This is a genomic window from Actinopolymorpha alba DSM 45243 (assembly GCF_000373925.1).
Classification (GTDB): domain Bacteria; phylum Actinomycetota; class Actinomycetes; order Propionibacteriales; family Actinopolymorphaceae; genus Actinopolymorpha; species Actinopolymorpha alba.
Window position 1 is genome coordinate 117,162 of record NZ_KB892731.1, and the last position, 25,039, is coordinate 142,200.

The window sequence follows — 25,039 nt, forward strand, 5'->3', positions numbered from 1 at the left end:
AGCCCTATGACCAACCGCCCGTCGGCCGAAGAACGCCGGATCGGTTGAGAGGTCGCGCGATCTCTTAGACGTAACCGGTCTCGCCGTCGACAAGTTCACGGATCGCATCCAGGTGACCAAGGTGGCGGGCGGTTTCCTCGATCATGTGGCACAGGATGTAACGCACCGACGCCGGATCCTTGGTGGCATACGGTCCGGTCTCCAGGTCGTCGAGCGAGCAGCCGGCGACGATTTCGCGGGACCGGGCGCACTCCGCGTCGTACTCATCGAGAAGCTGGGCGAGCGGGATGTCGTCGACCATCATCTCGGCATCGGGGTGGCCGCCTTCGGTCCAGGGAGTCTGGCCGGTATCGGGTACACCCTTCAGGTTGAGCTGGAACCACGCGTATTCGTTCCAGCGCAGGTGCGAGACCACACCAGCCATCGTCATCAGCGGCGACGACGGGAGGACCGGACGGTGGGCGTCGGCGTCGGCGAGGCCTTCACACTTTTTGCGGACACTGGCGCGTTGGACGTCCAGCCAGCCGGTGAGATAGCTGCGTTCGTCGGACTCACGAAGCAGGTCTTTGCGGGTTGTCACATGATCTCCAGCGGTATCGAGGCGCTGCGCCACCGCCGCCGGAGCGAAGACCGATCAGTCGTAGGTGCGGCGGGGAGGCAGCGCGGCTTCTTGCGTTTTCATCGACGCGCACCTCCTCCCTGTCGCGTTGCTTGTCCAGGACCGATCTGCTCGCCGCCATTCAATCACGGCAGGAGTTTCGCCAGACCGCTCAGCCCGTGTAGGGCAGGACCGGCAGGCCCCGCACACCCGGACGTGCGCGGAACAGCGCGCCGGCTACCGGCTGATAGTCGTCGGCGAGTCCCTGGCGGGAGGTCGTGATGTACAACTCGTCGAGGTCGGGGCCGCCGAACGTGCATGCCGTCACCTGGGTGGCCGGTAGCTCCACCACACCGTCCAGCCGGCCGTCAGGCGCGTATCGGCGTACGGCCGAACCACCCCACAGGGCGACCCAGAGGTAACCGTCGGCGTCGACGGTCAGACCATCGGGTCCACCGTGTTCGGAGGGGATGTCGATGACCTTCCGGCGACTCTCCGCCACCAGCCCGGTCGCGGGGTCGTAGTCGAACGCATCCACCCGACCAGTTGGCGTGTCGACGTAGTAGGCCACCTGGTGATCGGGCGCCCAGGCCAGGCCGTTGGAGATCGTCACGTCCGGCAGGACCACCGAGACGGACCCGTCAATTCCAAGTTGGTAAAGGGAACCCGCGCCAGGCGTCGCGGCGTACGCCATCGAACCGCAGTAGAACCGCCCGGCCGGATCACAGCCGCCTTCGTTCATGCGTACGCCGCTGTCGGACCACACCTCGCCGAGCCTGGTGACCGCACCGTCGTCGGAGACGAACGCGAACCCGCGCTCGATCGCCGCGACCATGCCACCGGACGCGCGGGGCCGGAACGCCGCCGCGACCTCCCCGATGTGGAGCCGGTCGACCTCGCCCGTGGCCAGGTCCGCGGTCAGGATGTCGCCGGCCAGCATGTCGACGAACCGGATTCCCCAGCTGTCATGCCAGACCGGACCCTCGCCGTGGTGGGCGCGCGGATCGGTGACCTGCTCGATATCGACCATGCCGGCAAGCCTTTCACGAGGACGGTTTTGACCTATATGAGACTATGCGGTGCGGTGCCCAGAATGTTCTCCATATCCGCCACGAACCCGTCGGACCACCTGGTAGTACATGGGTTAGGGTTGGTACATGTCGATGAAGCGGACCAACGTGTACGCGGACCCCGAGGACCTCGCCCTCATTAAGGAAGCGGCCAAGCGGCGTGGCATCTCCGAGGCGGAGATCATCCGCGAAGGCATCCACCTAGCCGCCATGGCAAACCGCGTCTGGGACGACGCCTTCGACTGGCCCACCTTCGAAGGTAGCGGCGAGCCGGCTACGAGCGATGAGGTCACCAAGGAAGTCGCCAACGGAGTTCTCAACCGGTGATTGTCATCGCCGACACATCCGGCATCATCGCGGCATCAGACCGGAACGCCGACGAGGCCACCGACTGCCAGGCCATACTCCGCGAAGCCGGAACCGTGATCCTCTCTCCCCTGGTCATCGCGGAGGTCGATCATCTCGCGAAGGCGCGGTTCGGATCGGCCGCACGTACCTCGCTCATCTCGTTCGTCATCGCCCAGGTCCGCCGCATGCGATTTCAGGTCCCCCAGATCGACAGCCATCTCCTGGACACCGCCAATGCCGTCCAGCGCGGCTACGCCGGACTGGACCTGGACCTCGCCGACGCGCTGAACGTCGCGCTGGCCGCCGAGTACCGCACGAACGCGATCCTTACTCTCGACCGGCGCGACTTCCGAGCCCTGCGTCCTCTGACGCCGCACAAGGCGTTTCGCCTCCTGCCTGACGACCTGTAGCTTCATTCCGTCGAAGCCGCGGCCGGCGACCAGTACACACGAAATGGGTGGCGCCTCTCCCAGCCACCTGGGGAAAGATGGTTTTCATGGCGGCATTCGACATTCTTCTGGTCACCTGCGTCTACGAGAAGGCCGCCGCCCCGAGCGCCGCGAAGGACCTCTATATCTCGCCCTACTTCATGCGGCTGCGGCGTTACGCGGAACGCCACGCCCAACCGTGGTTCATCATTTCCGCCGAGCATGGCCTGGTCCAGCCGGATGAATGGCTGGCACCTTATGAACGCTATCTGCCCGACACACCTTTGTGGTACCAGCAGATCTGGGGCGGATGGGTTGCCGCGCGGCTCAGGCTGCTCGCCGGCGACCTCACCCACCGGACAGTGGAAATCCATGCGAGCGACGCCTACTCAGCGCAGGTCGCGCCGCGCCTCGAAGAAGCGGGCGCGACCGTGCGCGTACCTCTTGCCAAGATTCCTTGGGACGAGCACCTGGCGTGGTACGACGAGCAGGAACGCATAGCGTCCCGCTAGTGCGAGTCGCGCGGCACCTCGTGACCCCGGGCGCCGCGCAGGAAGTCGAAGTCCACACCCTCGTGGGCCTGGGTCACATGCGTGGTGTAGAGCCAGGCGTACCCACTGGTGTACTTCTGCTCAGGCGGCGTCCACTCGGCGCGGCGGCGTTCGAGTTCCTCGTCTGACACGTTGAGGGTAAGTGTCCGCGCCGGAACGTCGAGCACGATCCGGTCACCCGTCTTCACCAACGCCAAGGGGCCACCGACGGCAGCCTCGGGCGAGACGTGCAGCACCACCGTGCCGTACGCCGTTCCGCTCATCCGACCGTCGCAGATCCGCACCATGTCGGTGACGCCGGCCTTCAGCAGCTTCGTGGGGAGCGGCACGTTCGAGACCTCGGGCATGCCCGGGTAGCCCTTCGGCCCGGCGTACCGGATCACCAGGATGTCGGAGGCGTCCACGTCGAGGTCGGGGTCGTCCGAGACCGCGTGGTAGGCCTCCGGGGAGTCGAAGACCAGTGCGCGCCCCTCGTGCTTGAGCAGATGGGGCGACACGGCGGACTGCTTGATCACCGCACCGTTGGGGGCCAGATTGCCCTGCAGCACAGCGGTTCCGGTGCCGGGCGCCTGGAAGGGCTCCTCGAGAGCGAAGATCACGTCGCGGTTAAAGCATTCGGCGTCAGCGTTGTTCTCAGCGATGCCGCGGCCGGTGACAGTGACTTGCTCGTTGTGGAGAAGGCCGCCATCGGCGAGTTCACGGAGTACGACGGGCAGACCACCGGCGTAGCAGAAGTCCTCCATGAGGTACTTTCCCGACGGCATCAGGTTGAGCAGCGTCGGCACCGGCCGGGCCAGTGCGTCGAAGTCGTCAAGCTCGAGTTGCACACCGAGCCGGCCCGCGAGCGCGAGCAGGTGCACGATGGCGTTGGTGGAGCCACCGATCGCGGCGTTGACGCGGATCGCGTTCTCGAAGGCGTCACGGGTGAGGATCTGGCTCGGACGCAGGTCTTCGGCAACCATCGCGACGATCCGCTGCCCCGCCTGCTGCGCGATCTCGTACCGCCGGGCATCAACCGCTGGCCAGGTTGCCGATCCGGGCAGCTGCATACCCAACGCCTCGGCCACGCAAGCCATGGTTGACGCGGTGCCCATCGTCATGCAGTGGCCGTTGGAGCGCGCCATGCAGCCTTCGGCGAAGTAGCACTCCTCCTGCGTCATCTTTCCGGTCTTGAGGTCCTCTTCGAACTTCCAGACGTGCGTACCGGATCCGACGTCCTGCCCGCGGTACTTGCCGTTGAGCATCGGACCGCCGGTCACCATGATCGCCGGGATGTCGACGGAGGCGGCGCCCATCAACAGGCCGGGAGTCGTCTTGTCACAGCCGGAGAGGAGTACGACGCCATCCAGAGGATTGGCCCGCATCATCTCCTCGGCCTCCATGGCGAGGAGGTTGCGGTAGAACATCGCGGTCGGCCGGAGGATCGACTCACCAAGTGCCAGGGCCGGGAACTCCAGCGGAAAGCCTCCGGCCTGCCAGACACCACGCTTGACCGCTTCGGCGACCCGGTGGAGGTGTGCGTTGCAGGGCGCGAGCTCAGACCAGGTGGTCGCGATGCCGATGACTGGCCGCCCGTCGAACACCTCCGCGCCGAAACCCTGGTTACGCATCCAGGACCGGTGGCCCATGCCCGCCCGACCCGTCGCACCGAACCATGCTCGACTGCGCAAGCCGTTCGTCTCGCCTGACATCACATGCTCCTTAGAGTCGATCCAGATCTCGCCCTGCTCGCGATGCTGCCGCGCTCGGGCCACGTCGACACCGGTCGGCCGGTTCAGGCGACAGCTTAGACATCAGATGTATTGAGCTGGACAGAATTGGATGGGCGAAATCCGGCGACTCGGTCGCCGGATCTGTCCGTACGCGATACATGGGTTGCTCATAGTCAACTCGCGTCTCGGATCCTGAGCTTTTCGACCCGCGAGAGAAAGCCGGCCGAATCCGGTCAGGCACCATGGGGCCGTAGCGAGTTGTTGATCGTCGAAGGACACGCGGACATCGAGCATCGAAACAGCTGACACGAGGGGGAGATGGTGCGGACGGGGCGTGCGCTGTATGGAGATCCCCGATTCCTCGCCTACATCCTCGCTCGCGGTCTCAGCTTCATCGGTGACAACATCTGGTGGATCGCCGTCGGCTGGGCCGCCGCTCAACTCGACGAACCCCACCTGACCGGCATCGTCCTCGCCGCGACCGGTATCCCCCGGGCCGCGCTCATGCTCGTCGGCGGCGTCGTCGCCGACCTGCGCGGCGCCCGCCCGATGATGCTCCTCGCCGACCTACTCGCCGGATGTACGGCGCTGGTCGGCGCGTTCCTCACCGCCGGCGGGGCGACACCGGACGCCTGGCTGCTCATCGCGCTCGGGATCGGGTTCGGAACCATCGACGCCTTCTACCTTCCCGCGGCCAACAGCTATCTGGCGTCCCTGGTCCCCCACCACCAACTCCCCAAGGGAGCGGCGGTACGGCAGTTCACCAGGAGCGTCGCCGAAGCGGGCGGCCGCAGCATCGGAGGCGTCCTCGTCGCGCTCGGCGGCTTCGCGTCGGCGGCATTCGTCAACGGCACGACGTTCCTCCTCTGCTTCGCCATCCTGGTCTTCGTCCGTCCCAGGTACGCCGTCCAACAGGCAGATCAGAAGGCCTCGATGCGGACGGCGCTGTTGGAGGGTCTCCGCTACGTCTCCGCGCATCCGCTGCTTCGCGGGCTCGCGATCATCACGCTCATCCTCAACGCGGTGGCGGTTCCGGTGGAGACGGTCGGGTTGGCACTCAAGGCGCATGACCTGGGATGGACCGCCTCGGAGTTCGGCCTGGTCGCGGGATTCCTCGGCGGCGGTCTCATCCTCGGCGGTCTCGTCGGCGCCATCATGAAGACACCATCCCGCTCCGGGTTCGCGCTCGCACTGTGGCTGGTCGCGGGCCTGCCGGGGTTCGCCGGCCTGGTGTTCGGACGCGACGCCGTCCTCGTGTGCGCGGCCGCGGCCTGGTGGTCCTTGTGCCTCGGGCCGTCGAACGCCATCCTCAGCGGCCTGCTGCTGACCGCGACCAGGCGAGAGGTCCTGGGCCGGGTGCAGAGCGTCGTGACCGTCCTCTCCAGCGCCATGGCGCCCCTGGGAACCGCCGCGTTCGGCGTTATGGTCGGCGTCACCGGCCTCGCCCCCGTGGGTGCGGCCTGCCTGCTGATCGTCGTAGTGACCGCGTGCTGGATGCTTCTCTCACCCTCCATCAGCCGAGCCGAACTCACGCCCGGACCTGACCCCGCGACCGCCCGGGCCTCGTCTGCGTGAGGCCTCCGCGATCGGAGGCCGTAGGCTCGCGAACTCGCCGCCCGTCCCCAACGCGCTTGGCGAAAACTTTTCTGAATTCATGCCCCGAAGTCGCGTCACCATCGGGACGTCCGCGTGTCAAAGACAGGGGGTGGCCGGCCCACGCCCGGCCGGTGTCCGGTCCGCAACGCCTCCGCGGACCGGACACCAACGGGGCCGACCACCCCTCTTCGGCATGCGTACGTCCGATCAGTCCCGAATTCGGTACTGGTCACCTTCTGGTGGAGATTGTCCGTATTCCGCTACCGTGTGCGTGGCCGGGGGGCGGCAGTGTCAGGTCCTGGAAGCTACTGGGGAGAGAATGTCGGCCGGTCCCTCCGATCGTGAACTCCTGACGTCCTTGCGTGCGGGCAACGAGGACGCCTACGCACTCCTCTGGGAGCGCCATCATCCGGCAGCGTTACGCGCTGCCAGGCAGTACGACCACAGCACCGAAGCCGAAGACATCGCGGCCGAGGCGTTCGCCCGGGTGTTGGCCGCGGTCCGGCAGGGCAACGGCCCTACGGAGGCGTTCCGCGCCTACCTGCTGCGTACCGTCTCCAGCCTGGCCCAGAACGCCGCGCGCACCCGCCGGCGCACCGTTCTGTCGGATGACGACGCGATCCTCGACGCGCCCATCGTCGAGAAGGACCCCGCGATCGAGGCACTCGACCAGCACTACATCGCCAAGGCGTACGAACGCCTGACCCCGCCGCAGCGGGAGATCCTGTGGTACGTCGAGATCGAGCGGATCCCCACCAAGGATGCCGCCGAGCTGATGGGTCTGTCCGCGAACGCGGCGGCGGCGATGGCCGGCCGGGCGCGGGAAGCGTTGCGGCGGGAGTACCTCCAGACCCACATCGCGCTGCAGTCGGAGCACTCCGAGTGCCAGCCCGCGCTGGACCGCATGGGCCGCTACATACGTGGCACCCTGACCTGGCCGCAGCGCAAGGCCGTGGATCGGCACGTGGAGGACTGCGCGTCCTGCACTGTCGTACTCGCCGAACTCAGCGACGTCGGCGCGACCATGCGGGCCGTGATCGGGCCGCTGGTGCTCGGGCCGGCCGCGCTCGGCTACCTCGCTCTCGCCCACGAAGGCACCAGGGTCTTCGCGGCCCTGCCGTTCACCGGCGATGGCGGGGCGGGCGCAGGGGCCGCCGCGGGTGCGGGCGGATCGTCGGCAGGTGGCTCAGCGGGCGGCTCAGGAGGTACGTCGGGCGGCGCGTCTGGTGGTGCCTCGGCCGGCGGCTCCGGCGCCACCGTCGCAGGAGCGGTCCCGCTCGCCGTCGCCGCGGTCGTGGTCGTCGGTGGCATCGCCGCGGCCGCCGTGGTCATCACCAACAAGGACAAGGAAGCCGCCCCACGGGAGAAGCCGGCGGCGGCCTCCGCACGGCCGGTGCCGTCGGCGCCGCCGCCGCGTCCCGAGCCGCCGCGTGCTCCTACCATCGCGCCCCCACCATCTCCCTCGCCCGAGGCCACCGTTCCACCCGTACGCCGCACCCCGAGGCCGGGTTCGGTCGCGGCACCGCAACCGACGCGAACGCCCCGGCCAACCCCCACCGCGACCCCCGCACCGAGCCCCACCCCGACCGAGACCAGGCAACCGAGCCCCACTCCTGAGCCGACGCGCCCAGTCCCACCGGCGCCACCGCGCCCGAGCCCCATCCCACCCGCCCCACCCCGGCCGAGCCCGATCCCGCCGGCGCCGCCGCGGCCCACGCCCGTACCCACCAAGCCGCCGACGCCAAAGCCCACGCCCACGCCGACGCCCCGGCCAGAGCCGCGGGAGTTCGACGTCCAGGCCCGGCAACTGACCGGACCGGCCTGGGAACGTGCCGACGGGCGCGGTTACGTCGTCGTCGAGGCGGTCGGGATGGAGCCGGGCGCCAAGGTTTCGCTCACTCTGCTGGCGCCACCGCTCATGCGGATGTCCGCGCCCGTCGGCACCCTTCCGGCTCGACCTCCGCTGGCGGAGGACAGCGCCTGGAGTTGCTCCGCGGTGGGCGCCGTCGTACCCCCTGGTTTTACCTGCGTGAGCAGGGCCGACGAGGAGGGCACGGCGTTGGCCGCCGTCGAGACGGAGGCCAACGCCGTCAGGCTGGACCGCTACTGGGTGTACGTCCAGGTCGTCTCCGGCGACCACAGGGCGGTCACGGCCGTGTCTGTCGACTGAGCGGGAGTACGTCCGGCGCCGCGCGCGTCCCGCGCCGGATCCGCGCGGTGGAGCGGCACACCGGCCTTCCGCTCACCCGCGGCCCGGTTGGCACCGGTGACCAGGGTCATCATCCAGCGGGTGGTCGCCGTGAACCGGCCGCTGAGGCTCCGATCGGCCCGGCGCCCAGCAGTGGATGTCATGCCGTGCGGGTCTCCCGCCATCAGTCGCGCCCTCCACGCGGGGGGTTCAAGGCAGCACCAGCGGGGTCTGGGCCGGTGCTGCCAGCTCAGGTGATCCGGTCATGAGTGGTGACACGGCGGGGTGGTGATGATGACGGCGACTCACCTATGACGTACGTCACACAAAGATAATGACCGGCTACGGACAGGAGTCGCTCGTACGGCTTACCAATGGAAGTCCGTGCCGACTTCCGTATCCGGCCAAGGCGCCAGCACCGCTACCGCCGAGGCCCAGATGTCCCGCACCCTTGAAGAAGCCTGCGCCTGGTATTACGTCTGTAGCTACTGCGTTCGAAATATCGAACGACGTGCGTAATATCGACGGTCCGGCTACGATCGCGTGTCGTTGGCGTCAATGCTCTCGGCGTTCGTTCACACCCAACCGTCCCGCGACTTCCCTATGTGGGTGGCCTCTTGGGTCCGGCGCTCACGCGGACGGGCTGGCAGCGCCGTCAGCCTGCCTTGACAGCACCATCACCTGGACCTTGTGGGGAAGGAAGCCCGTGAAGCAGGCCAGTCTCACCCTTGATCCCGCGTTCCGCATCGCCGCGATCGATCCAAGAATTCGCGGCTCCTTCGTCGAACACCTGGGCCGCTGCGTCTATGGCGGGATATACGAGCCGGGCCACCCGGATGCCGACGCCGACGGGTTCCGCACCGACGTACTCGCCCTCACCCGCGAGCTCGGCGTGACCACCGTCCGATATCCGGGTGGCAACTTCGTCTCTGGTTATCGGTGGGAGGACGGCATCGGCCCGCGAGCCGAGCGTCCACGCCGGCTTGACCTTGCCTGGAAGACGCTCGAGACCAACAAGGTGGGCGTCGACGAGTTCGCCGCCTGGTGCCGCCGCGCGCAGGCCGAGCCGATGATGGCCGTCAACCTCGGCACCCGCGGGGTCGAGGAGGCCGCCGCACTGGTGGAGTACTCCAACCATCCGGGCGGGAGCTACTGGTCTGACCTGCGGGTGAAGAACGGCGCCAAGGAGCCGCACGGGATCAAGATCTGGTGTCTTGGCAACGAGATGGACGGTCCGTGGCAGATCGCGCACAAGACCGCGCGCGACTACGGCATTCTCGCCAACCAGACCGCCAAGGCGATGCGACTCGTCGACCCCGAACTCGAGCTAGTCGCGTGCGGAAGCTCCAACCGCAGGATGGCGACGTTCGGCGCCTGGGAGGCGGAGGTCCTCGAGCACACGTACAACGTCGTCGACTACGTCTCTCTGCACTCCTACTACAAGCCCAAGGACGGCGACTTCGCGAGCTTCCTCGCGTCGGGCGTCGACATGGACGCGATGATCGACGCGGTGGTCGCGACGGCCGATTTCGTCAAGGCCAAGTTGCGGAGTTCCAAGACGATCAACCTGTCGTACGACGAGTGGAACGTGTGGTACGGCAGCGAGACGCCGGGCGACGACACTCCCTGGGCGGTGGCACCGAACCTCTTCCAGGACCAGTACACCCTCGCCGACGCGGTGGTTGTCGGGTCGTTGATCAACAGCCTGCTGCGGCACGCCGACCGGGTGAAGATGGCCTCCTTCGCGCAGCTGGTCAACGTGATCGCGCCGATCACGACCGAGAACGGCGGACCCGCCTGGCGACAGACGATCTTCCACCCCATGCGGCTCGCCTTTCAGTACGGCATCGGGGACGCGCTCCGGGTGGAGCCGACCGGGCCGCTGGTGGAGACGCCTGAGTACGGCGCCGTTCCCCAGCTGGACTGCACGGCCACGCTGGACAGCGAGACCGGCGACGCGGCCATCCTCGCTGTCAACCGTTCCTTGACGGAGCCTCTGCTGGTGGAGACGGACGTGCGGGCGTTGTCTGGCGTACGCGTGGTCGAGCATGTGGCGTTGCACGATGCCGACCGGGACGCGACCAACACGCGGGACAACCCCGACCGGGTGGTGCCGCAAACCATGCCGGCGCCGGTGCTCGAGGATGGGCGGGTGCGGTTCGAGCTGCCTCCGCTGTCGTGGAACCTCATCCGTCTCGCAACCTCGCCGCAGAGCTGAAAGCTCAATCCTCCACCGGATCAAGCCGCCACCCACCCACTCACCTCATTCGAGACTGGGAGCGATCAAGATATGGCCACGATCCCAGAGAGCACCACGTCCGTCGTCGTCAACGGGCCGGACGACTTTGCGGTGGAGGAACGACCGGTGCTGGCGCCCGGACCAGGCGAGGTCCTGGTCCGGGTCGGCGCGGCCGGGATCTGCGGTAGCGACGTCGAACTCTTCGCCGGCACCCGGCCCGCGGAGTACGTCCGTTATCCCGTCGTACCCGGTCACGAATGGTCCGGCACCATCGCCGCTCTCGGCGACGGTGTCGACGGGCTTGCGGTCGGGGATCCCGTTGTGGCACAGGGGTTTCGCAACTGCGGTCGCTGCCCGCGATGCCGGGAGGGCGCGACCAACCTGTGCGAGGCCGGGTATGCCGAAACCGGCTTCACCCATCCGGGTGCGTTCAGCGGATACCTCACGGTGCCGGCGCGGCTCATCCACCGGCTGCGTGCGGGTGCGGACCTCGAAGCGGCCGCGCTCCTCGAACCCTCTGCCTGCGTTGTCGAAGGGATCCGCCTCGCCGCTCCGGCGGTCGGCGCCCGGGTCGCTGTGGTCGGGACCGGCACGTTGAGCTTGGTCGCGGTACAGATCCTCGCGGCGTACAGCCCGGCGGAGCTGGTTCTCATCGGTGACAGTCCGAGCGGTCGCGAACTCGGGCGTGAGTGGGGTGCGACGCGTCACGTCAGCAACGCGGAAGCGGCCGAGCCCGGGTGGACGTGCGGCGCCGACGTGGTGGTCGAGGCGGGCTCCCGGCAGACGTCGGCCCGCGTCGCCCTGGCAGCGGCCCGCCGTGGCGGAACCATCATCCTCGAAGGAATTCCGGGCGGCCCGGCGGAGGGTGACCTCACTGACATCGTGCTCAAACACCTGACGGTACGTGGAATCTTCGGTGCGTCGGCGGCGGCGTGGGAGCACGTCGTCACGATGTTCAACGCGGGACTTCTCGATCTCCGGCCGCTGGTGAGCTACAAGTACGCCGTTCACGATGTCGCGTCCGCACTGGCGACATTGCGCGAACGCCCTGCCGACCTGCGGAAGGTGCTGCTCCTACCCTGAGGTGGAGCGGACTAGCGAGTTGGCTCCGGCGCGGCTGGCGGCCCGGCTTGCGGCCGCGTCAGCGACAGAGGCCCCAGCTCTCATCGACCGGCACGCCGTCCGCGTACATCTCCGAGTCGAGCGTCGGCTGGTAGCCGATCGCGTTCCGGACGTCCCACTCGCTCCGTGTGTTGGCCGAAACGCCGGGACACACCTCGTAACGTACGTCCGCTTCCAACGCGCACAGCACCAACTGCCGCAGGTCCGCCGGCCCTAGCCACCCACCCAACGCACTCGTCGCCAGCGGCTCAGCGGATGTCGCACCAAGGCGCAACGAAACAACGGAAGTGGCCGTCCGGTAGGCATGTGCCTGGCCGAGCGCCTCGGCGAAGCCCTTCGTCGCGCCGTATGCACAGCAAGGCGCAACGGGCCAGTCCGGGTCGACCGGGACCCGCGCGTTCGTGACGTACTGCCCCATCGCGTGGCCCGAACTCGCGAGCACGATCCGGGATACGCCGGTGGCGAGCAGCGACGCGACCACCTCGACGTTCGGGATCCGTAACTCGTCCCAGGTGGCCTGCGGGTTGGCGTTCGCCGCCAGGTGCACGATCGCGTCGACGCCCTCGGTGACCTTCGCGAGGAACGCCGGGTCCGCCAGATCCCCGGTCACGCCGCCGGGCACCGGCCTCCGGTCGGTCAGCACCAGGTCATAGGAATCGACCAAGCCAGGAAGGAGTAACTGGGCTACGCCCCCGGCCGCCCCGGTGAGGAGTACGCGACGCTTCGACATCCGCCCAGCCTTCCATACGCTCGAACGGATCAGCTCAAGCGTCAACCGCGGCTTGGACTCACGAGCCAGCGGGGACTCTACCCGCACCGACCACGGGAAGCTCCAGAACCGGAACGCTTGCCAAGGTCGTCTTGACAGTCACCGGCAGGACTCCCAGGTTGTTGGCGTACACCGCGTCGCTCGCGGCCAACACCAGCCGGATCCGGTGGCCCTTCTGCCAGCGATGCACCACACCGGGAAGCTCGATCCGCACCGGCTTCGTCACATCGGCTACGCGTACGGGCGAGACCAGGCGGTGGCGCAAGGTCAGCTTGCCCTCCAGCGACACGTCGTACAGCTTGGCGAACACGACAAGCCGGCCCGCCGGCCCAGTCCGCTGGCTGAGCGCCGCCGCGGGCGAAGTCAACCGCACGTCCAGAGTCGGCACACCCACGGTTTCGACGTCCGACGTGAGCGCCGGCGTCGTCCAGGCCGCGTACGTGCCGGCACCGTCGTACGGCGGGATCAGGTCCATCTCCGGAGGCAGTTCGGAGTACGACGACGGGACGCCGCCCGGGAGGTTCAACCAGGTCTGCGAACCAGACACGACCTCGGCCCGACGCGGTGTCAAGGTCTTGTTGCCTGAGAGGTACAACCGTTGCGTGGTGCCCACCGGATAAGCGTTCGCGGTGCCGTACGCCGGCTCCGCACCCTCCGGCGCGGCGCCGTCATAGTCGATCCAGTCCCGGAAATAGGAGAACCTCGGCCCGAGCAGGGAAGCGCGGCGATCGTCCCGCAGCCAGTAGGCGAACCAGTCGAGCACCCGCCGACCTTCATACGTCGTCTCCGGTGCCCGATCCCCGCTGAGATCGATCTCACCCGCGGCCGGAGTCGATCCCGAGTGCCCCCACGACTGCCACACCATCCGGACCGGCGTGCCCTGCGCGTCGAGTGCGCGATAGGTCGCGATCGCCTCTTGCAGGTTGAAGAGCGTGTCATCCTGCCCCTGGAGCAGCAGGGTCGGAACCTTCACCCGCGAGACGTACGACGCCACCGAGGCGTGCCGCAACAGCTCCCGCGTGGCCGGTGAGGGATAGCCGATGAGGTTCGCCTCGATCAGGGCCGGGCAGATCTGGTCGGCGAAGTTGGGGCAACCAAGGAGCCGGCGCGGATCGCCCAGCGCGTACTGCGCTCCACGAAGGACGCCGGCCGCCGCGAACAGATCCGCCCACATCCGCTTGAAAACGCCCGGCTCGCGGGTGTTCGGATCGGCGATGGCGGGCGTCCCGGCGGTGGTCGTGCCGGCGGAGTCACCCGTCGGCGCGCCGCTGGAATCGATGTTGGTCGGTGCCAACGCGTAGTCCAGGTCGTACCAGGTGATCGCGGGGACCAGCGCGTCGATCCGGTCGTCGACTGACGCGGCCGCGAACTGCACCTGCCCGCCATAGGACCCGCCGAACATCCCGACCCGCGGATCGCCGGGCGCGTCGAGCGCGACGGCATCGACCGTGCCGCCATCGACGTCCTTGCGTTCGCCTGCCAGGTAGTCGACGAGCTGGCTCGCGGCGCGCCCGTCCCAGTCGGGATCGTCAAGCCGCACCTTGCACTGCGAGCTGCCGAACCCGAGGCCGGAATAGGCAAGCACCACGTAGTTTCGCTCCGCGAACGCCTTCGCGAGACCCGCCTGATCCTCCTTGCTGCCACCGAACCCATGGGTCGTGAGGATCGCGGGTTGCCTCGTCTGTGGCGTCGCGCTCACTGGCACGTAGAGATCGGCCACGACGCGGCAGCGGGTCGCCTGGTCGGGCCCCACCCGCACGTCGACCCGGACGGTGGAGACGGTGAACGCCGTGCGGCTGGGGACGGCTCGGCGATCCGGAGCCGCGCCGAGCGCGGGTGCCGGACCAACTTCCCGCGCCGCTCCAAACTCCGGTGACGCTCCGGCGCCCGGCGCGAGGAGGACGGATGCCAAGGACGTGAGAACCGCGACTGCCCCGATGGTTGAACGCCGCCTGCGCACGGTGCCCCCTCGCCGATCACGCGATCAAGGTCGCCGCAGTTTAACTGAAACGGCTCAACTAATCACCCATTGTGACAATCGGTTTCCTACCCGACCTCGCACTCCCGGGTCGCCATGATCATGAAGCTGGAAGGCTCGATAGCTCCGCTTTTCCTTCATGACCCAGATCATGATCACGGGGAGGGGGCGGGCGGGGCGAAGCGGCGGAGCTTGGCGAAAAAGTCCTCGAGGATGAACCTCGCGTCCACTGATTCGTAGACCCGGATCTCGCGGTTGCGACCCGGATGGACGTAGTGCATGTCCGCCGTGAACTCCGGTGCCGGCCGCATCTCCCAGTTTCCGCAGTCGGGATACATCATGACGCCGACCGCCGGCGAATCGCCGAGTGAGCGGTATTCCATCGGGCCGTCGTGACGCCGCGCGTTCCACTCGATGAGCTGATCCACGAGATAACGACCGAGCCGGCCGCAGGGCGCGACCTTCTCCTCGAGTTCGGCGTACGACACGGTCATCCGCCGGTAGACCGGCGACGGGATCTGCCACACCTCAAGGCTGGAACGGAAGACGGCGTTCGCCGCCGGAATATCGTTGGAGAGATTGAACTCCCGCCCTCCCGCCGGCCACGGGCCACCGCCGATCCACACGACCCGGATGTCGCGTTCCTGGATCCGCGGCTCCATCAGGAGCGCTGAGGCCATATCAGTCAGCGGGCCGTAGAACGCCACGTGCAAAGGCCTCGGGTCATCGCGCAAGGCTTCGTTGACAATGAGTTCCGCACCCGGCGAGGGCACCGGCGTCACCTCGTCGGGCATCGCGGCCGGCGCGCCGTCGGCGACAAGCACCTTCCCCTGCCACCCCATCAGGTCGAGCAGGAGATCAACCTCCTCGCGGCTCTCCTCCATGCTGCGCGAGGAACGCCGGTCACCGAAATGCGCCGGAATTACTCCGCGAATATCGAAGCTCGGCGTGAGCAGCGCGTGCACGATGGCGAACTGATCATCGGCTTCGTTCTTGGCATCGGTATTGATGATGACGCGGGCTCGACGTTCGGGATGGCGTTGCGATGCGTTGCTCACCAAGCACCTCCAGCTCGTCAGTGCACAGGGTCGTGTGGATCCGGGCTCCGATATCTGGCGAAGATGGGGAACGCCACCACCGCGGCGAGCATCGCCACGACGACGAGGACGCCGCCACCACTCACCGCGAGCGACGTACCCACCGCCGCGCCCGCCGTTCCGTGCAGCAGGTCAGCCAACCGTGGCCCACCCGCGACTACCACCGTGAACACGCCCTGCATCCGGCCACGCATCTCGTCCGTGGCGGCCGTCTGCATGATCGTGCCGCGGAAGACCATGCTCACCAGGTCCGCGACCCCGGCCACCGCGAGGAACCCCGCCGCGAGCCACAGCCACGGTGACAATCCGAACCCGATGATCGCCAAGCCCCACACGCACACCGAGCCCGCCACCGCGACGCCGTGCCGGCGGATCCGGGAGAACGCCCCGGAGAACAACCCACCCAGCACAGCACCCACCGGGATCGCGGCGTACAGGACGCCCAGAGCGGCACCCCCACCAGGCGGATCTCCGAAGGTCTGCTGCGCCATCTGCGGGAACAACGCCCGGGGCATGCCGAGCACCATCGCGATGACGTCCGCGAGGAACGACACCAGCAGGACCCGGCGGGTCGCGAGGTACCCGAAACCCTCCACCACATGGCGAAGACCCGCCCGCCGCGGCGCGCCGTTCAGCGGCGGCAACGGCGGGAGTCGCCAGACGGCCCAGATCGTCGCCGTCAGCGCGACGGCATCGATGAGATAGAGGGTCGAGAGTCCGATCAGCGGGATCAGCGCGCCGGCAAGCAGCGGGCCGATGATCGAGCCGAGCTGGAACACCGTCGAGCCGAGAGCGTTCGCCGCGGGGAGCAACGGTGCCGGCACCAGCCGCGGGATTGCCGCGCTGCGGGCCGGCTGGTTGGCGCCGGCGCACGCCTGCTGGAGTGCCAGCAGCCCGAGCAGGACCCACACCGAGCGCTGGCCGGTCGCGGCCTGCGCCCACAGCAGCACGGAAGTGACCGCGATCCCGGAGTTCGTGACCAGCAGCAGCTTGCGCCGGTCGACGGCATCCGCGATCGCGCCTCCCCAGAGCGCGAAGATCACCAGCGGGACCAGCGCGACGAGCCCGGAGAGGCCGACGTACGCCGACGATCCGGTGAGGTCGTAGATCTGCTTTGGTACGGCGACGGCGGTGAGCTGGCTGCCGACCGCCGTGACGATCGTCGAACTCCAGAGTCGCCGGTACGCCGGGATCCTGAGCGGACGGGTGTCGACGACGATCCGGCGGAGGTCCCAGCGGCGCCGGCTGCGGGGTTCGGTCCGGTCGGGCTCGGTTGACACGTCGGTGAGCTGCGCCGGATCGCTGGGCGAGGCCGGGACGCTCCGTGTCAGCTGCGCAGGTGATCCGGACGGCGTGGGCTCATCGGGACTGCCTTCGGATGTGCCTTCGGATGTGGTGGTGTCTGCGTCGCCTGAACCGGCGGTATCTGACACCGGGAACCCTCCACCCCAGTCAACGTCTCTCGACGTCAAGGCACCACGACTTCGGCCACTGTATCCAACCAGTCCAGGAGGCGGACCTCCGTCTCTCATAGCGGACCGATGTGGCCGTGAGTGGCTGGCCACTGGCGCCTCGCGCTGGGACCTGGTTTTCCCGGTGCGGGCCAGCCCCCGTAATGATCACGTTTACGTGGTCATTACCTGCCTCGCATGGTGTCGGTGCCATGTGAAGCATGCAATGACCACGTATACGTGATCATTTGGAGCCTCACCCAGCAGGCGGCAGCCTGCCGTCCCACGTCACCGCCTCGCCCGGCCGCCGCTCACGGAGCCGAGGCCAGCGCGGCGATGACCGCATCGGTGCAGCGCACCGTGGTCGCAGATCCGCCGAGATCGGGAGTACGCCCGGACAGGTCAGCGAGCGCCGCGTCCACTGCCCGCTCGATCCCGGCGGCCGCCGCGGTCTCGCCCAGGTGGTCCAGCATCATCGCGGCGGTGAGGATCTGGGCGACGGGGTTCGCGATGCCCTTGCCGGCGATGTCGGGCGCCGAGCCGTGCACCGCCTCGAACATCGACGGGTGCGTCCGCTCGGGGTTGAGGTTGGCGGCCGGCGCGATCCCGAGCCCACCGACGACCGCCGCCGACAGGTCACTCAGCAGGTCGCCGAACAGGTTGGACGCGACGATGACGCCGAGCCGGTCGGGTGCCAGCACCATCCGGGCGGCCAGCGCGTCGGCGTGGCACAGCTCGGAGGGTACGTCCGGGTACTCCACCGCGACCTCGGAGAAGATCTCGTCCCAGAACGGCATCGAGAAGACGATCCCGTTGGACTTGGTGGCCGAGCAGACCGGCAGCCCACGCGACCTCGCCAGCTCGAACGCGTACCGCACGACCCGCTCCACCCCACGCCGGGTGAAGACCGCCGACTGGATCGCGAGCTCGTCGTCGCCGACGCCCTGCCGGCCGCCGATCCGGGAGTACTCCCCCTCGGAGTTCTCGCGGACGACGATCATCGCGAGGTCCTCGGCCGCCCGGCCCGCCAGCGGGGAGGCGACTCCCGGCAGGAGGCGCACCGGCCGCAGGTTGACGTACTGCTCGAACGCCCGGCGGATCGGGATCAGCAGCCCCCACAGCGAGATGTGGTCAGGCACGCCCGGGTAGCCGACAGCGCCGAGCAGGATCGCGTCGTGCGGACGCAGCTGGTCGAGCCCGTCGTCGGGCATCATCTGGCCAGTCGCGGTGTAGCGTTCGCAGCTCCAGTCGAACGCCGTCCATTCCACCGCGAAGTCGTACGCGCTGGCCGCCGCGTCGACGACCCGGAGCGCCTCCGCGGTCACCTCGACACCGATCCCGTCACCGGGGATGACCGCGATCCGGTGGGTACGCACTGGGGCCTCCATGGGGTCTCCTCTCGTTGGATCGCGGCCATGTGGTTTCCGGCCTCGCACGGGCTTCGCCCGTCGGGGCCCACCCCCACCTCAGCGGACGGGGATCCCGACGTACTTCGTCTCCAGGAACTCCTCGATCCCGACCCGACCACCCTCACGCCCGAGGCCGGACTGCTTGACCCCGCCGAACGGCGCCGCGGGGTTGGACACCAGGCCGGAGTTGAGGCCGACCATGCCGCTCTCCAGGCGTTCGGCGACGCGCAGGGCCCGGTCGAGATCCTGGGTGAAGACGTACGCCACCAGGCCGAACTCCGTCGCGTTCGCGGCCGCCACCGCCTCGTCCTCGTCCCGGAACGTCGTGATCGGCGCGACAGGACCGAAGATCTCCTCGCGCGCCAGCCGGGCCGCCGGGGGTACGTCGACGAGGACCGTCGGCGCGAAGAAGTAGCCAGGCCGGTCAATCGGCGTACCGCCCACGACGGTCCGCGCACCGAGGGCCACCGCGTCCTCGACCAGACTCGAGACCTTCGCCACCGCGCCGCCGTCGATGAGCGGGCCGACCGTCACACCGTCGTCGACGCCGCGACCGACGCGGAGCACCGACATCCGGGCCGCCAGGCGTTCGGCGAACTCGCCGGCCACGTCCTCGTGCACGTAGAAGCGATTGGCGGCGGTGCACGCCTCACCGGCGTTGCGCATCTTAGCCAGCATCGCGCCGTCGACCGCCGCCTCGAGGTCGGCGTCGGCGAAGACGAGAAACGGCGCATTGCCGCCAAGCTCCAGCGATACCCGAAGCACCTGGTCAGCGGCCTGGGCGAGCAGGATCCGCCCGACTCCCGTCGACCCGGTGAACGACAGCTTCCGGGACCGCGGGTCCTTGATCAACGGCTCCATCACAGGGCCGGCCTGCATGGTGGGAACGACGTTCAGTACGCCTGCCGGCAGCCCTGCCTCGGCAAGGATCTCGGCGAGGGCGAGCATGCACAGCGGTGTCTGGGGGGCCGGCTTCGCGACCATCGTGCAACCGGCGGCGACCGCCGGCGCGATCTTGCGCGCGCCCATCGCCATCGGGAAGTTCCAGGGCGTGACCAGCAACGACGGGCCCACGGGCTGCTTCATGACGAGGAACCTGCTCCGGCCGTCGGGCGAGCTCATGTAGCTGCCCTCGATGCGCACGGCCTCCTCGCTGAACCACCGGCAGAACTCCGCGGCGTAGGCGATCTCTCCCTTGGCCTCCGCCAGCGGCTTGCCCATCTCCAGCGTCATCAGGAGGGCGAGGTCGTCCTGGCGCTCGAGGAGGAGTTCGAACGTACGCCGGAGGATCTCGCCGCGCTCGCGGGGCGCGGACCGGCCCCACTCTCCCTGCGCCTGCGCGGCGGCGTCGAGCGCGGCAAGCCCGTCGTCGGGCGCGGCGTCGGCGACCGCGCACAGGACCTTGCCGGTGGACGGATCCTCGACCTCGTAGGTGTGACCGCCGGTCGCGGCGCGCCACTCGCCGGCGATGAACAGCTCCTTGGGTACGCCGTCAACCACCGCTTGCTCACGGTTCGCGGACATCACGCCACCTCTTCCGCTGGCTTGGCTCCGGCTTGGCCAGCTCCGGCTGGTGCCCCTCCTCCGGCTCACCCAAGCCCCCACTCCGGCTCGCCCGGGTCCCAGTCCGGCGCTACCCGCGAACCTAGTGTTGTGTCGCAGGTCACGACCAGCCGGAGGTCACGGAGTGGTCGCCCGCCTCCATGATCATGTTCACCGGGCGAGGTGGGAGAGGTCCTCCACGGCCTGGTCGAGCAACGCCCGCATCGCGCGTTCGGCCTTGGCGGCGCTGCCCCGGCGTACGGCCTCGAGCACGGTCCGATGGCTCGGGACCGGATCGGCCACCCGCCGACCGCCACCATGGACGAGCCGGTCGCGCACCATCAGGCCGGCCTCGATCACCGCCTCCATCCGGAGGAGGAGTTCGTTGTGGGTCGCCGCCAGCAAGGCGCGATGGAACGCCAAGTCCGCCTTGACAGCGGCACCCGGATCGTTGCCGGCGTCCGCCATCGCCGCGAGCGCCGCCTCGAGCGCGGCGAGGTCGTCGTCGGTCCGCCGTTGCGCCGCCAGCCGCGCACCGGCTGGCTCGGTGATCAGGCGTACCTCATGAAGGCTTTCGAAGAACGCCGGATCCGTCCGCCCCTCGAACTGCCAGCGCAGGATGTCGCCGTCGAGGAGGTTCCACTCAGCGCGCGGGAGTACGAAGGTGCCGCGCTTCTGCCGGGCGCCCACCAGACCCTTCGCCGCGAGGACCCGCAGCGCCTCGCGGACGACCGTGCGACTCACGTCGAGCTCGGACTCGAGGGCCACCGGGTCGATGGTGGCGCCTTCCTCAAGCGCACCGGTGAGGATCCGGCGCCCGAGATGCTCCACCGTCTGACCGTGCGCGCCGCGCCCAGCGTAGGCCGCCATCACCACCTACCTCGATTCCGCGGCCACCATCGGCAGCATCCTGGACTCATTATTTATATGACTATAACTTGACGTCGGCGTGACGGCCTCCACCGGCGTTCGCGCGTGCCGGATCAGCTGCGCCGGATCAGCATCACCCATCGGTGTCCACCACCCGAAGGAGCTGACCATGTGGTTCGGACGAGTCCAGCCGCCGACATCGATCACCCGGCGGAACCTTCTCCTGCTGGGCGCGGGCGGCGCGGCCGTGCTGGCCGCTCCCACCCTCGCGACATCCGCACTGGCTACACCCGCGCTCGCCGCGACGCCGGTCATCCGTGATCCCCACGGCGACCGGGAGCCTTCCGGCACCCAGGTCACCGAGATCGACGGCACCAATGTGGTCTTCGCCTATGGCGTGGTGATGCCGTCCTTCGAGGGGTGGTCGCGCCGGGAGCCATTCCGCCGCTACATCTCGCTCGACCGCCGCTGGCGATTCCGTTACGACCCAGACAACTCCGGTTCCGACGCCGGCTGGCAGCGAGCCGACCTCGACGACTCCGCGTGGGGCACCATCGATGTCCCTTCCTCCTGGGACCTCAAGGACAACGACGGGTGGGGCGGTTACGACGGCGCCGACTTCGGCAAGGGCGGCGCGTTGAAGGATGGGTACGCGTGGTTCCGCACCTCCGTCAACATCCCTGCCTCCTGGCGCGGCAAGCACATCCGGCTGGCCTTCCTGGCTGCGTCGTACAGCGCGGATGTCTGGGTCGACGGTCAGTGGGTGGGCAAGCACGAGGGCGGGCACACGGCGTTCGCGTTGCCGGTGACCGAGGCGGTGCGACCGGGGCGTTCGGTGACCATCGCGGTCAGGGTCTATCGGCGCGCGAGCTTCACGAACTACGACGGTACGGGCGAGCGGGTCAGCGACGATTACGCGCTTCCGCCGGGTGTCGTCGACTACTGGCCGTACGCCGGCCTCATCCGCTCCGTCTGGCTCGAAGCGGTCCCGCTGGTCACGGTGACGAAACTCCTCCTTGACGCTCGCAACGGCGTACTCGACGCGCGTGCTGTGGTGGAGAACCACAGCAGCGAAGACTTCAACGGCAGCGTGCTCCTGGACCCCGGGCGTGAGTCGCGTGGGACGCCCGTCAGTGTGCCCGTGGCGGTCCTTGCCGGCGGCGTCGCGGTTGCCTCCGCCCGGCTGCCCATCCCGCGGGCGCCTCGATGGAGCGTCGAGCGACCCAACGTCCTCACCGCCCGGGCCGTCCTGCGAGGCTCGAACCCGCCGCCGGAGCTGGACACTCTCGGCTCGACCTACGGCGTACGCAGCATCGAGGTCAAGGGAACGCAACTCCTCCTTGACGGTGAGCCTGTATTCCTCAAGGGCTACAACTGGCATGAGGAGTCCGACCTCAGCGGGCGCTCGATGACGATCGAGGAATACGAGCACGAGCTGGGGCACGCCAAGTCGCTCGGAGCCAACTTCCTGCGAAACTGCGTGTACAACCGGCATCCCTACGTCTACGACTGGGCGGATCGGCATGGAGTCCTGCTCATGGACGAGTGGGACACCATGTGGGTGGGAACGATCTCACAGAAGCTCCAGACCGAAACCTACGGCCTCTCCCGCGCGCTCGCCCTTGCCACCGCGTGGAACAACCACAACCATCCGTCGGTGTTCCTCTGGGGTCTGCAGAACGAATCCACCATCGACGCCGGCAGCGCACCCGTCTACCGTGCGTGGCTCGCGGACATGAAGGACGCCGTCAAGTCCGTCGACCTGTCTCGCCGACCGGTGTCGTGGGCGTCGTACAGCTCCTGGGATCCGGCGTTCGACCTCGCCGACGTTGTGGGTTTCAACGAGTACTTCGGCTACTTCTACGGCAAGAACGAGGATCTCGGGCCAACGCTCGATGCCGTGCACCGCAACCATCCCGACAAGCCGATCATCATCACGGAGAACGGCACCTGGTCATACCTCGGCCACCACGGCTCGCCGACTGAGGGCGGGACCGAGGAATGGCAGGCGGCCAACTTCACCTCCCACTGGGAGCAGGTCACCGCGCGGCCGTTCGTCGCTGGTTACGCCTTCTGGCTGCTCAAGGACTACAAGCAGCGGGCGGGCTACAACCAGAGCCTGAACGGCATCTCGACGATGGGCCTGCTCGGCTGGGACAGCGACACCACGCGGGTGGTCTTCGACACGTTCCGCGCCGCGGAGCCGCCACACTGACCTGGAACACTCGGCATCGGGGCGCGTCGCCCGTAGGGTTGTCCGCATGATCGTCGTACACGCGATCCTGCGTTCCCGTCCCGAGCGGCGCACCGACACGGTTGCGGCGCTGATCGCCATGCAGCACGCCACCCGCGCCAATGACGAGGGGTGCCTGCATTATGCGTTCGTGGCGGACCTGGAGGACGACTGCCTGTTCACCTGTGTCGAGGAGTGGGCTGACATGGCATCCCTGCGGGCTCACCTCGAGAGTCCGCACATGGCCGCGCTCGACAGGTTGCTCGCCGAGACCGCCGAGGGACCCGCGGAGATCCGGGTGTTCGAGGCCACCCGCACCGACGTGCCCCCGACCTGACGCCAAGTACTGGTCGGGCATGCCGGCAGGCTCGAGACCCCTTCTCTGTAAGGGTTCTCGAGCCAGCCGGTTTTGTTTGTCCCGCTTCCCCGCGCTGGTTAGAAGGGCGGCGGGTCGGGATCGTCTGGTTCCACAGGATCGGTGAGGCGCGGTGGGGTCACCGTGTACTGCCGGCTGTGCGGGTCGGTGTAGGTGAAGTGTCCTGGGCTGGTCTGCTCGACCTTCCAGTCGCCCTCGGTCTTGACGCGGTGGTGGCGGCGGCATAGTGGTGCCACGTTCGCGACGGAGGTCTCACCGCCCTCGGAGTATGGCTTCGTGTGGTCGAGGTCGCAGCTGATGGCTGGGCGTCGGCACAGCATCCAGGTGCAGCGCTGGTTCAACGACTGAACCAGCTCCGCCGGAAGACCGCGGAGGAAACGTTGCGCCATCGGATGCAGACTCAACAACTGGCCCGTCACCGGATGGGTGACCCCGACCGCGAACATCGCATCCGGATTATCCAGATGGTTGGCAAGTCGGTGAAGATCGGACCGAACCCGCCAAGCTCCGCTGGCCGCTTCGCCCACTCCATCAGCGTCGGGAACGGCACATTCAGCTGCAGTTTCGCCTTGATCCCCGCTCTCCAGGACCGGAACGCCGCCGGGATCTCCTGCTCGGGAATCGGTTCCCGATCAGCGTCCTCGCCCCGTCCGTTCGCGGAGCTACCTGCACCGGCGGCCGCTCCACCCTCACCAGCGGCCGCCTTGCCGGCCGAACTGCCGGCCGAACTGCCGGCCGCATTGTCGTCGCAGCGCTTCCGGCGGGGCCGGTCTAGCGGGTGGGTGTAGGTGGCGGGCTTGCAATCTTCACACGGGCAACCCTCAAGGTGCAGGTCGTGGCCGCACCCGGTGTGCCGGCACCCATCCGGTTCGGTGGCGGAGTCGTCCTGCGCACCCTCAGCTTCGGAAGGACTGTCGGCGTTGTTCTGCTCGTCGAGCAGGTCGTCAAAGGATTCTTGACGGGGGGTGGCGTCTTCGCCGTTCTCGCCGTCACCGTTCTCGCAGTCGCAGTCCTCGCTGGCACCCTCAGCATCGGCGCTGGTCTGTTCACGACTGCCGGCGCCTTCGCGGTTGCCGGGCTCCTCGCTGGTTTCAGAAGGTCCGTTGCAGATGATCACGTCGGCTTCACCGGACAGGAGGGAAGCGGCGATATCAGCGCGCAGCTGAGGCAGGGTGCGCTCGTCGCCGCCGGATTTCATGGTGCGGGCGATGGCGTCCAGGTATCCCCAGATCTGGGCGGCCACGTCGTGGGAGATCCCACGGATCCGAAGGTCGCAGACGCCGTCCAGTGCCGGGTAGACGTCCACGCCGCGGTCTTCGCGGGCCTTCTTGTGGCGTTCTTTCGCTGCTTCGGGGTTGACCTTCAAGATTTCGGCTTCGATGTGCAGCCGCAGCAGCCCGGCCCGGAGTTTCAACACCTCAGGGAAGATCGCCTCATCCACGGTGGCGCGGTCGGCTGGGGG

At 68.3% G+C, this 25,039-nt stretch carries 19 protein-coding genes and 1 pseudogene; 9 read left to right on the forward strand and 11 right to left on the reverse strand.

The window, feature by feature from the left end; genetic code table 11:
• Nucleotides 1-64 precede the first annotated feature (64 nt).
• Complete coding sequence (locus tag B141_RS0106970) at nucleotides 65-580, reverse strand: DinB family protein (protein ID WP_020574439.1); 516 nt, start codon at nucleotides 578-580, stop codon at nucleotides 65-67.
• Nucleotides 581-770: 190 nt separating this feature from the next.
• A complete protein-coding gene (locus tag B141_RS0106975; RefSeq protein ID WP_020574440.1) occupies nucleotides 771-1,628 on the reverse strand; it encodes an SMP-30/gluconolactonase/LRE family protein in 858 nt (285 codons plus the stop codon).
• 127 nt (nucleotides 1,629-1,755) lie between these two features.
• Between B141_RS0106975 and B141_RS0106980 the strand changes: the two genes are divergently transcribed.
• From B141_RS0106980 to B141_RS45370, 3 genes are all read left to right on the forward strand, one after another.
• Complete coding sequence (locus B141_RS0106980; protein ID WP_020574441.1) at nucleotides 1,756-1,995, forward strand: ribbon-helix-helix domain-containing protein; 240 nt, start codon at nucleotides 1,756-1,758, stop codon at nucleotides 1,993-1,995.
• Nucleotides 1,992-2,426: a type II toxin-antitoxin system VapC family toxin gene (locus tag B141_RS0106985; protein ID WP_020574442.1), complete on the forward strand. Its 435-nt coding sequence runs from the start codon at nucleotides 1,992-1,994 to the stop codon at nucleotides 2,424-2,426. Before B141_RS0106980 ends, B141_RS0106985 begins: the two co-directional genes overlap by 4 nt.
• Before the next feature lie 86 nt (nucleotides 2,427-2,512).
• Nucleotides 2,513-2,956: a DUF6884 domain-containing protein gene (locus B141_RS45370; protein WP_157180843.1), complete on the forward strand. Its 444-nt coding sequence runs from the start codon at nucleotides 2,513-2,515 to the stop codon at nucleotides 2,954-2,956.
• Here B141_RS45370 and B141_RS0106995 read toward each other — a convergent pair.
• The gene (locus B141_RS0106995) at nucleotides 2,953-4,686 is read right to left on the reverse strand and encodes an IlvD/Edd family dehydratase (protein ID WP_020574444.1); all 1,734 of its coding nucleotides are present in this window, start codon (nucleotides 4,684-4,686) and stop codon (nucleotides 2,953-2,955) included. The two genes, B141_RS45370 and B141_RS0106995, sit on opposite strands and share 4 nt — an antisense overlap.
• 339 nt (nucleotides 4,687-5,025) lie before the next feature.
• On the opposite strand from B141_RS0106995, the gene B141_RS0107000 reads away from it, so the two are divergent.
• The 4 genes from B141_RS0107000 to B141_RS0107015 all read left to right on the forward strand — a co-directional run bounded on the left by B141_RS0107000 (nucleotide 5,026) and on the right by B141_RS0107015 (nucleotide 11,813).
• Nucleotides 5,026-6,282 (forward strand): MFS transporter, encoded by a 1,257-nt coding sequence (locus tag B141_RS0107000; protein WP_020574445.1) that lies wholly within the window; start codon nucleotides 5,026-5,028, stop codon nucleotides 6,280-6,282.
• A 340-nt stretch (nucleotides 6,283-6,622) separates the two neighbouring features.
• A complete protein-coding gene (locus B141_RS52175) occupies nucleotides 6,623-8,473 on the forward strand; it encodes a sigma-70 family RNA polymerase sigma factor (RefSeq protein WP_020574446.1) in 1,851 nt (616 codons plus the stop codon).
• Between the two features lie 724 nt (nucleotides 8,474-9,197).
• Nucleotides 9,198-10,709, forward strand: a complete 1,512-nt coding sequence (gene arfA / locus B141_RS0107010; RefSeq protein WP_020574447.1) for an arabinosylfuranosidase ArfA — start codon at nucleotides 9,198-9,200, stop codon at nucleotides 10,707-10,709.
• A 72-nt stretch (nucleotides 10,710-10,781) separates the two neighbouring features.
• Nucleotides 10,782-11,813 (forward strand): zinc-dependent alcohol dehydrogenase, encoded by a 1,032-nt coding sequence (locus B141_RS0107015; RefSeq protein ID WP_020574448.1) that lies wholly within the window; start codon nucleotides 10,782-10,784, stop codon nucleotides 11,811-11,813.
• 58 nt (nucleotides 11,814-11,871) lie between these two features.
• Here the strand turns inward: B141_RS0107015 and B141_RS39335 are convergent, their stop codons facing one another.
• From B141_RS39335 to B141_RS0107050, 7 genes are all read right to left on the reverse strand, one after another.
• Nucleotides 11,872-12,582 carry an NAD-dependent epimerase/dehydratase family protein gene (locus tag B141_RS39335; RefSeq protein ID WP_020574449.1) on the reverse strand — a complete coding sequence of 237 codons (711 nt, stop codon included), beginning with the start codon at nucleotides 12,580-12,582 and terminating at the stop codon, nucleotides 11,872-11,874.
• Nucleotides 12,583-12,640: 58 nt separating this feature from the next.
• Nucleotides 12,641-14,581 (reverse strand): alpha/beta fold hydrolase, encoded by a 1,941-nt coding sequence (locus tag B141_RS39340; RefSeq protein WP_020574450.1) that lies wholly within the window; start codon nucleotides 14,579-14,581, stop codon nucleotides 12,641-12,643.
• A 173-nt stretch (nucleotides 14,582-14,754) separates the two neighbouring features.
• Entirely contained in the window at nucleotides 14,755-15,657 is a 903-nt protein-coding gene (locus tag B141_RS0107030) for a nucleoside hydrolase (RefSeq protein ID WP_020574451.1), read from the reverse strand.
• 17 nt (nucleotides 15,658-15,674) lie between these two features.
• Entirely contained in the window at nucleotides 15,675-16,976 is a 1,302-nt protein-coding gene (locus tag B141_RS0107035) for an MFS transporter (RefSeq protein WP_237742636.1), read from the reverse strand.
• Between the two features lie 482 nt (nucleotides 16,977-17,458).
• Complete coding sequence (locus tag B141_RS0107040) at nucleotides 17,459-18,535, reverse strand: tartrate dehydrogenase (RefSeq protein WP_020574453.1); 1,077 nt, start codon at nucleotides 18,533-18,535, stop codon at nucleotides 17,459-17,461.
• Between the two features lie 78 nt (nucleotides 18,536-18,613).
• A complete protein-coding gene (locus B141_RS0107045; protein ID WP_020574454.1) occupies nucleotides 18,614-20,080 on the reverse strand; it encodes an NAD-dependent succinate-semialdehyde dehydrogenase in 1,467 nt (488 codons plus the stop codon).
• 189 nt (nucleotides 20,081-20,269) lie between these two features.
• On the reverse strand, nucleotides 20,270-20,968 hold the full coding sequence (locus B141_RS0107050) for a FadR/GntR family transcriptional regulator (protein WP_040420606.1): 699 nt from the start codon (nucleotides 20,966-20,968) through the stop codon (nucleotides 20,270-20,272).
• Between the two features lie 169 nt (nucleotides 20,969-21,137).
• Between B141_RS0107050 and B141_RS0107055 the strand changes: the two genes are divergently transcribed.
• Complete coding sequence (locus tag B141_RS0107055) at nucleotides 21,138-23,183, forward strand: glycoside hydrolase family 2 protein (RefSeq protein WP_020574456.1); 2,046 nt, start codon at nucleotides 21,138-21,140, stop codon at nucleotides 23,181-23,183.
• Between the two features lie 46 nt (nucleotides 23,184-23,229).
• On the forward strand, nucleotides 23,230-23,538 hold the full coding sequence (locus tag B141_RS39345) for a putative quinol monooxygenase (RefSeq protein WP_020574457.1): 309 nt from the start codon (nucleotides 23,230-23,232) through the stop codon (nucleotides 23,536-23,538).
• A gap of 98 nt (nucleotides 23,539-23,636) precedes the next feature.
• Here the strand turns inward: B141_RS39345 and B141_RS52705 are convergent.
• A pseudogene (locus B141_RS52705) lies at nucleotides 23,637-24,883 on the reverse strand (HNH endonuclease).
• Nucleotides 24,884-25,039 lie beyond the last annotated feature (156 nt).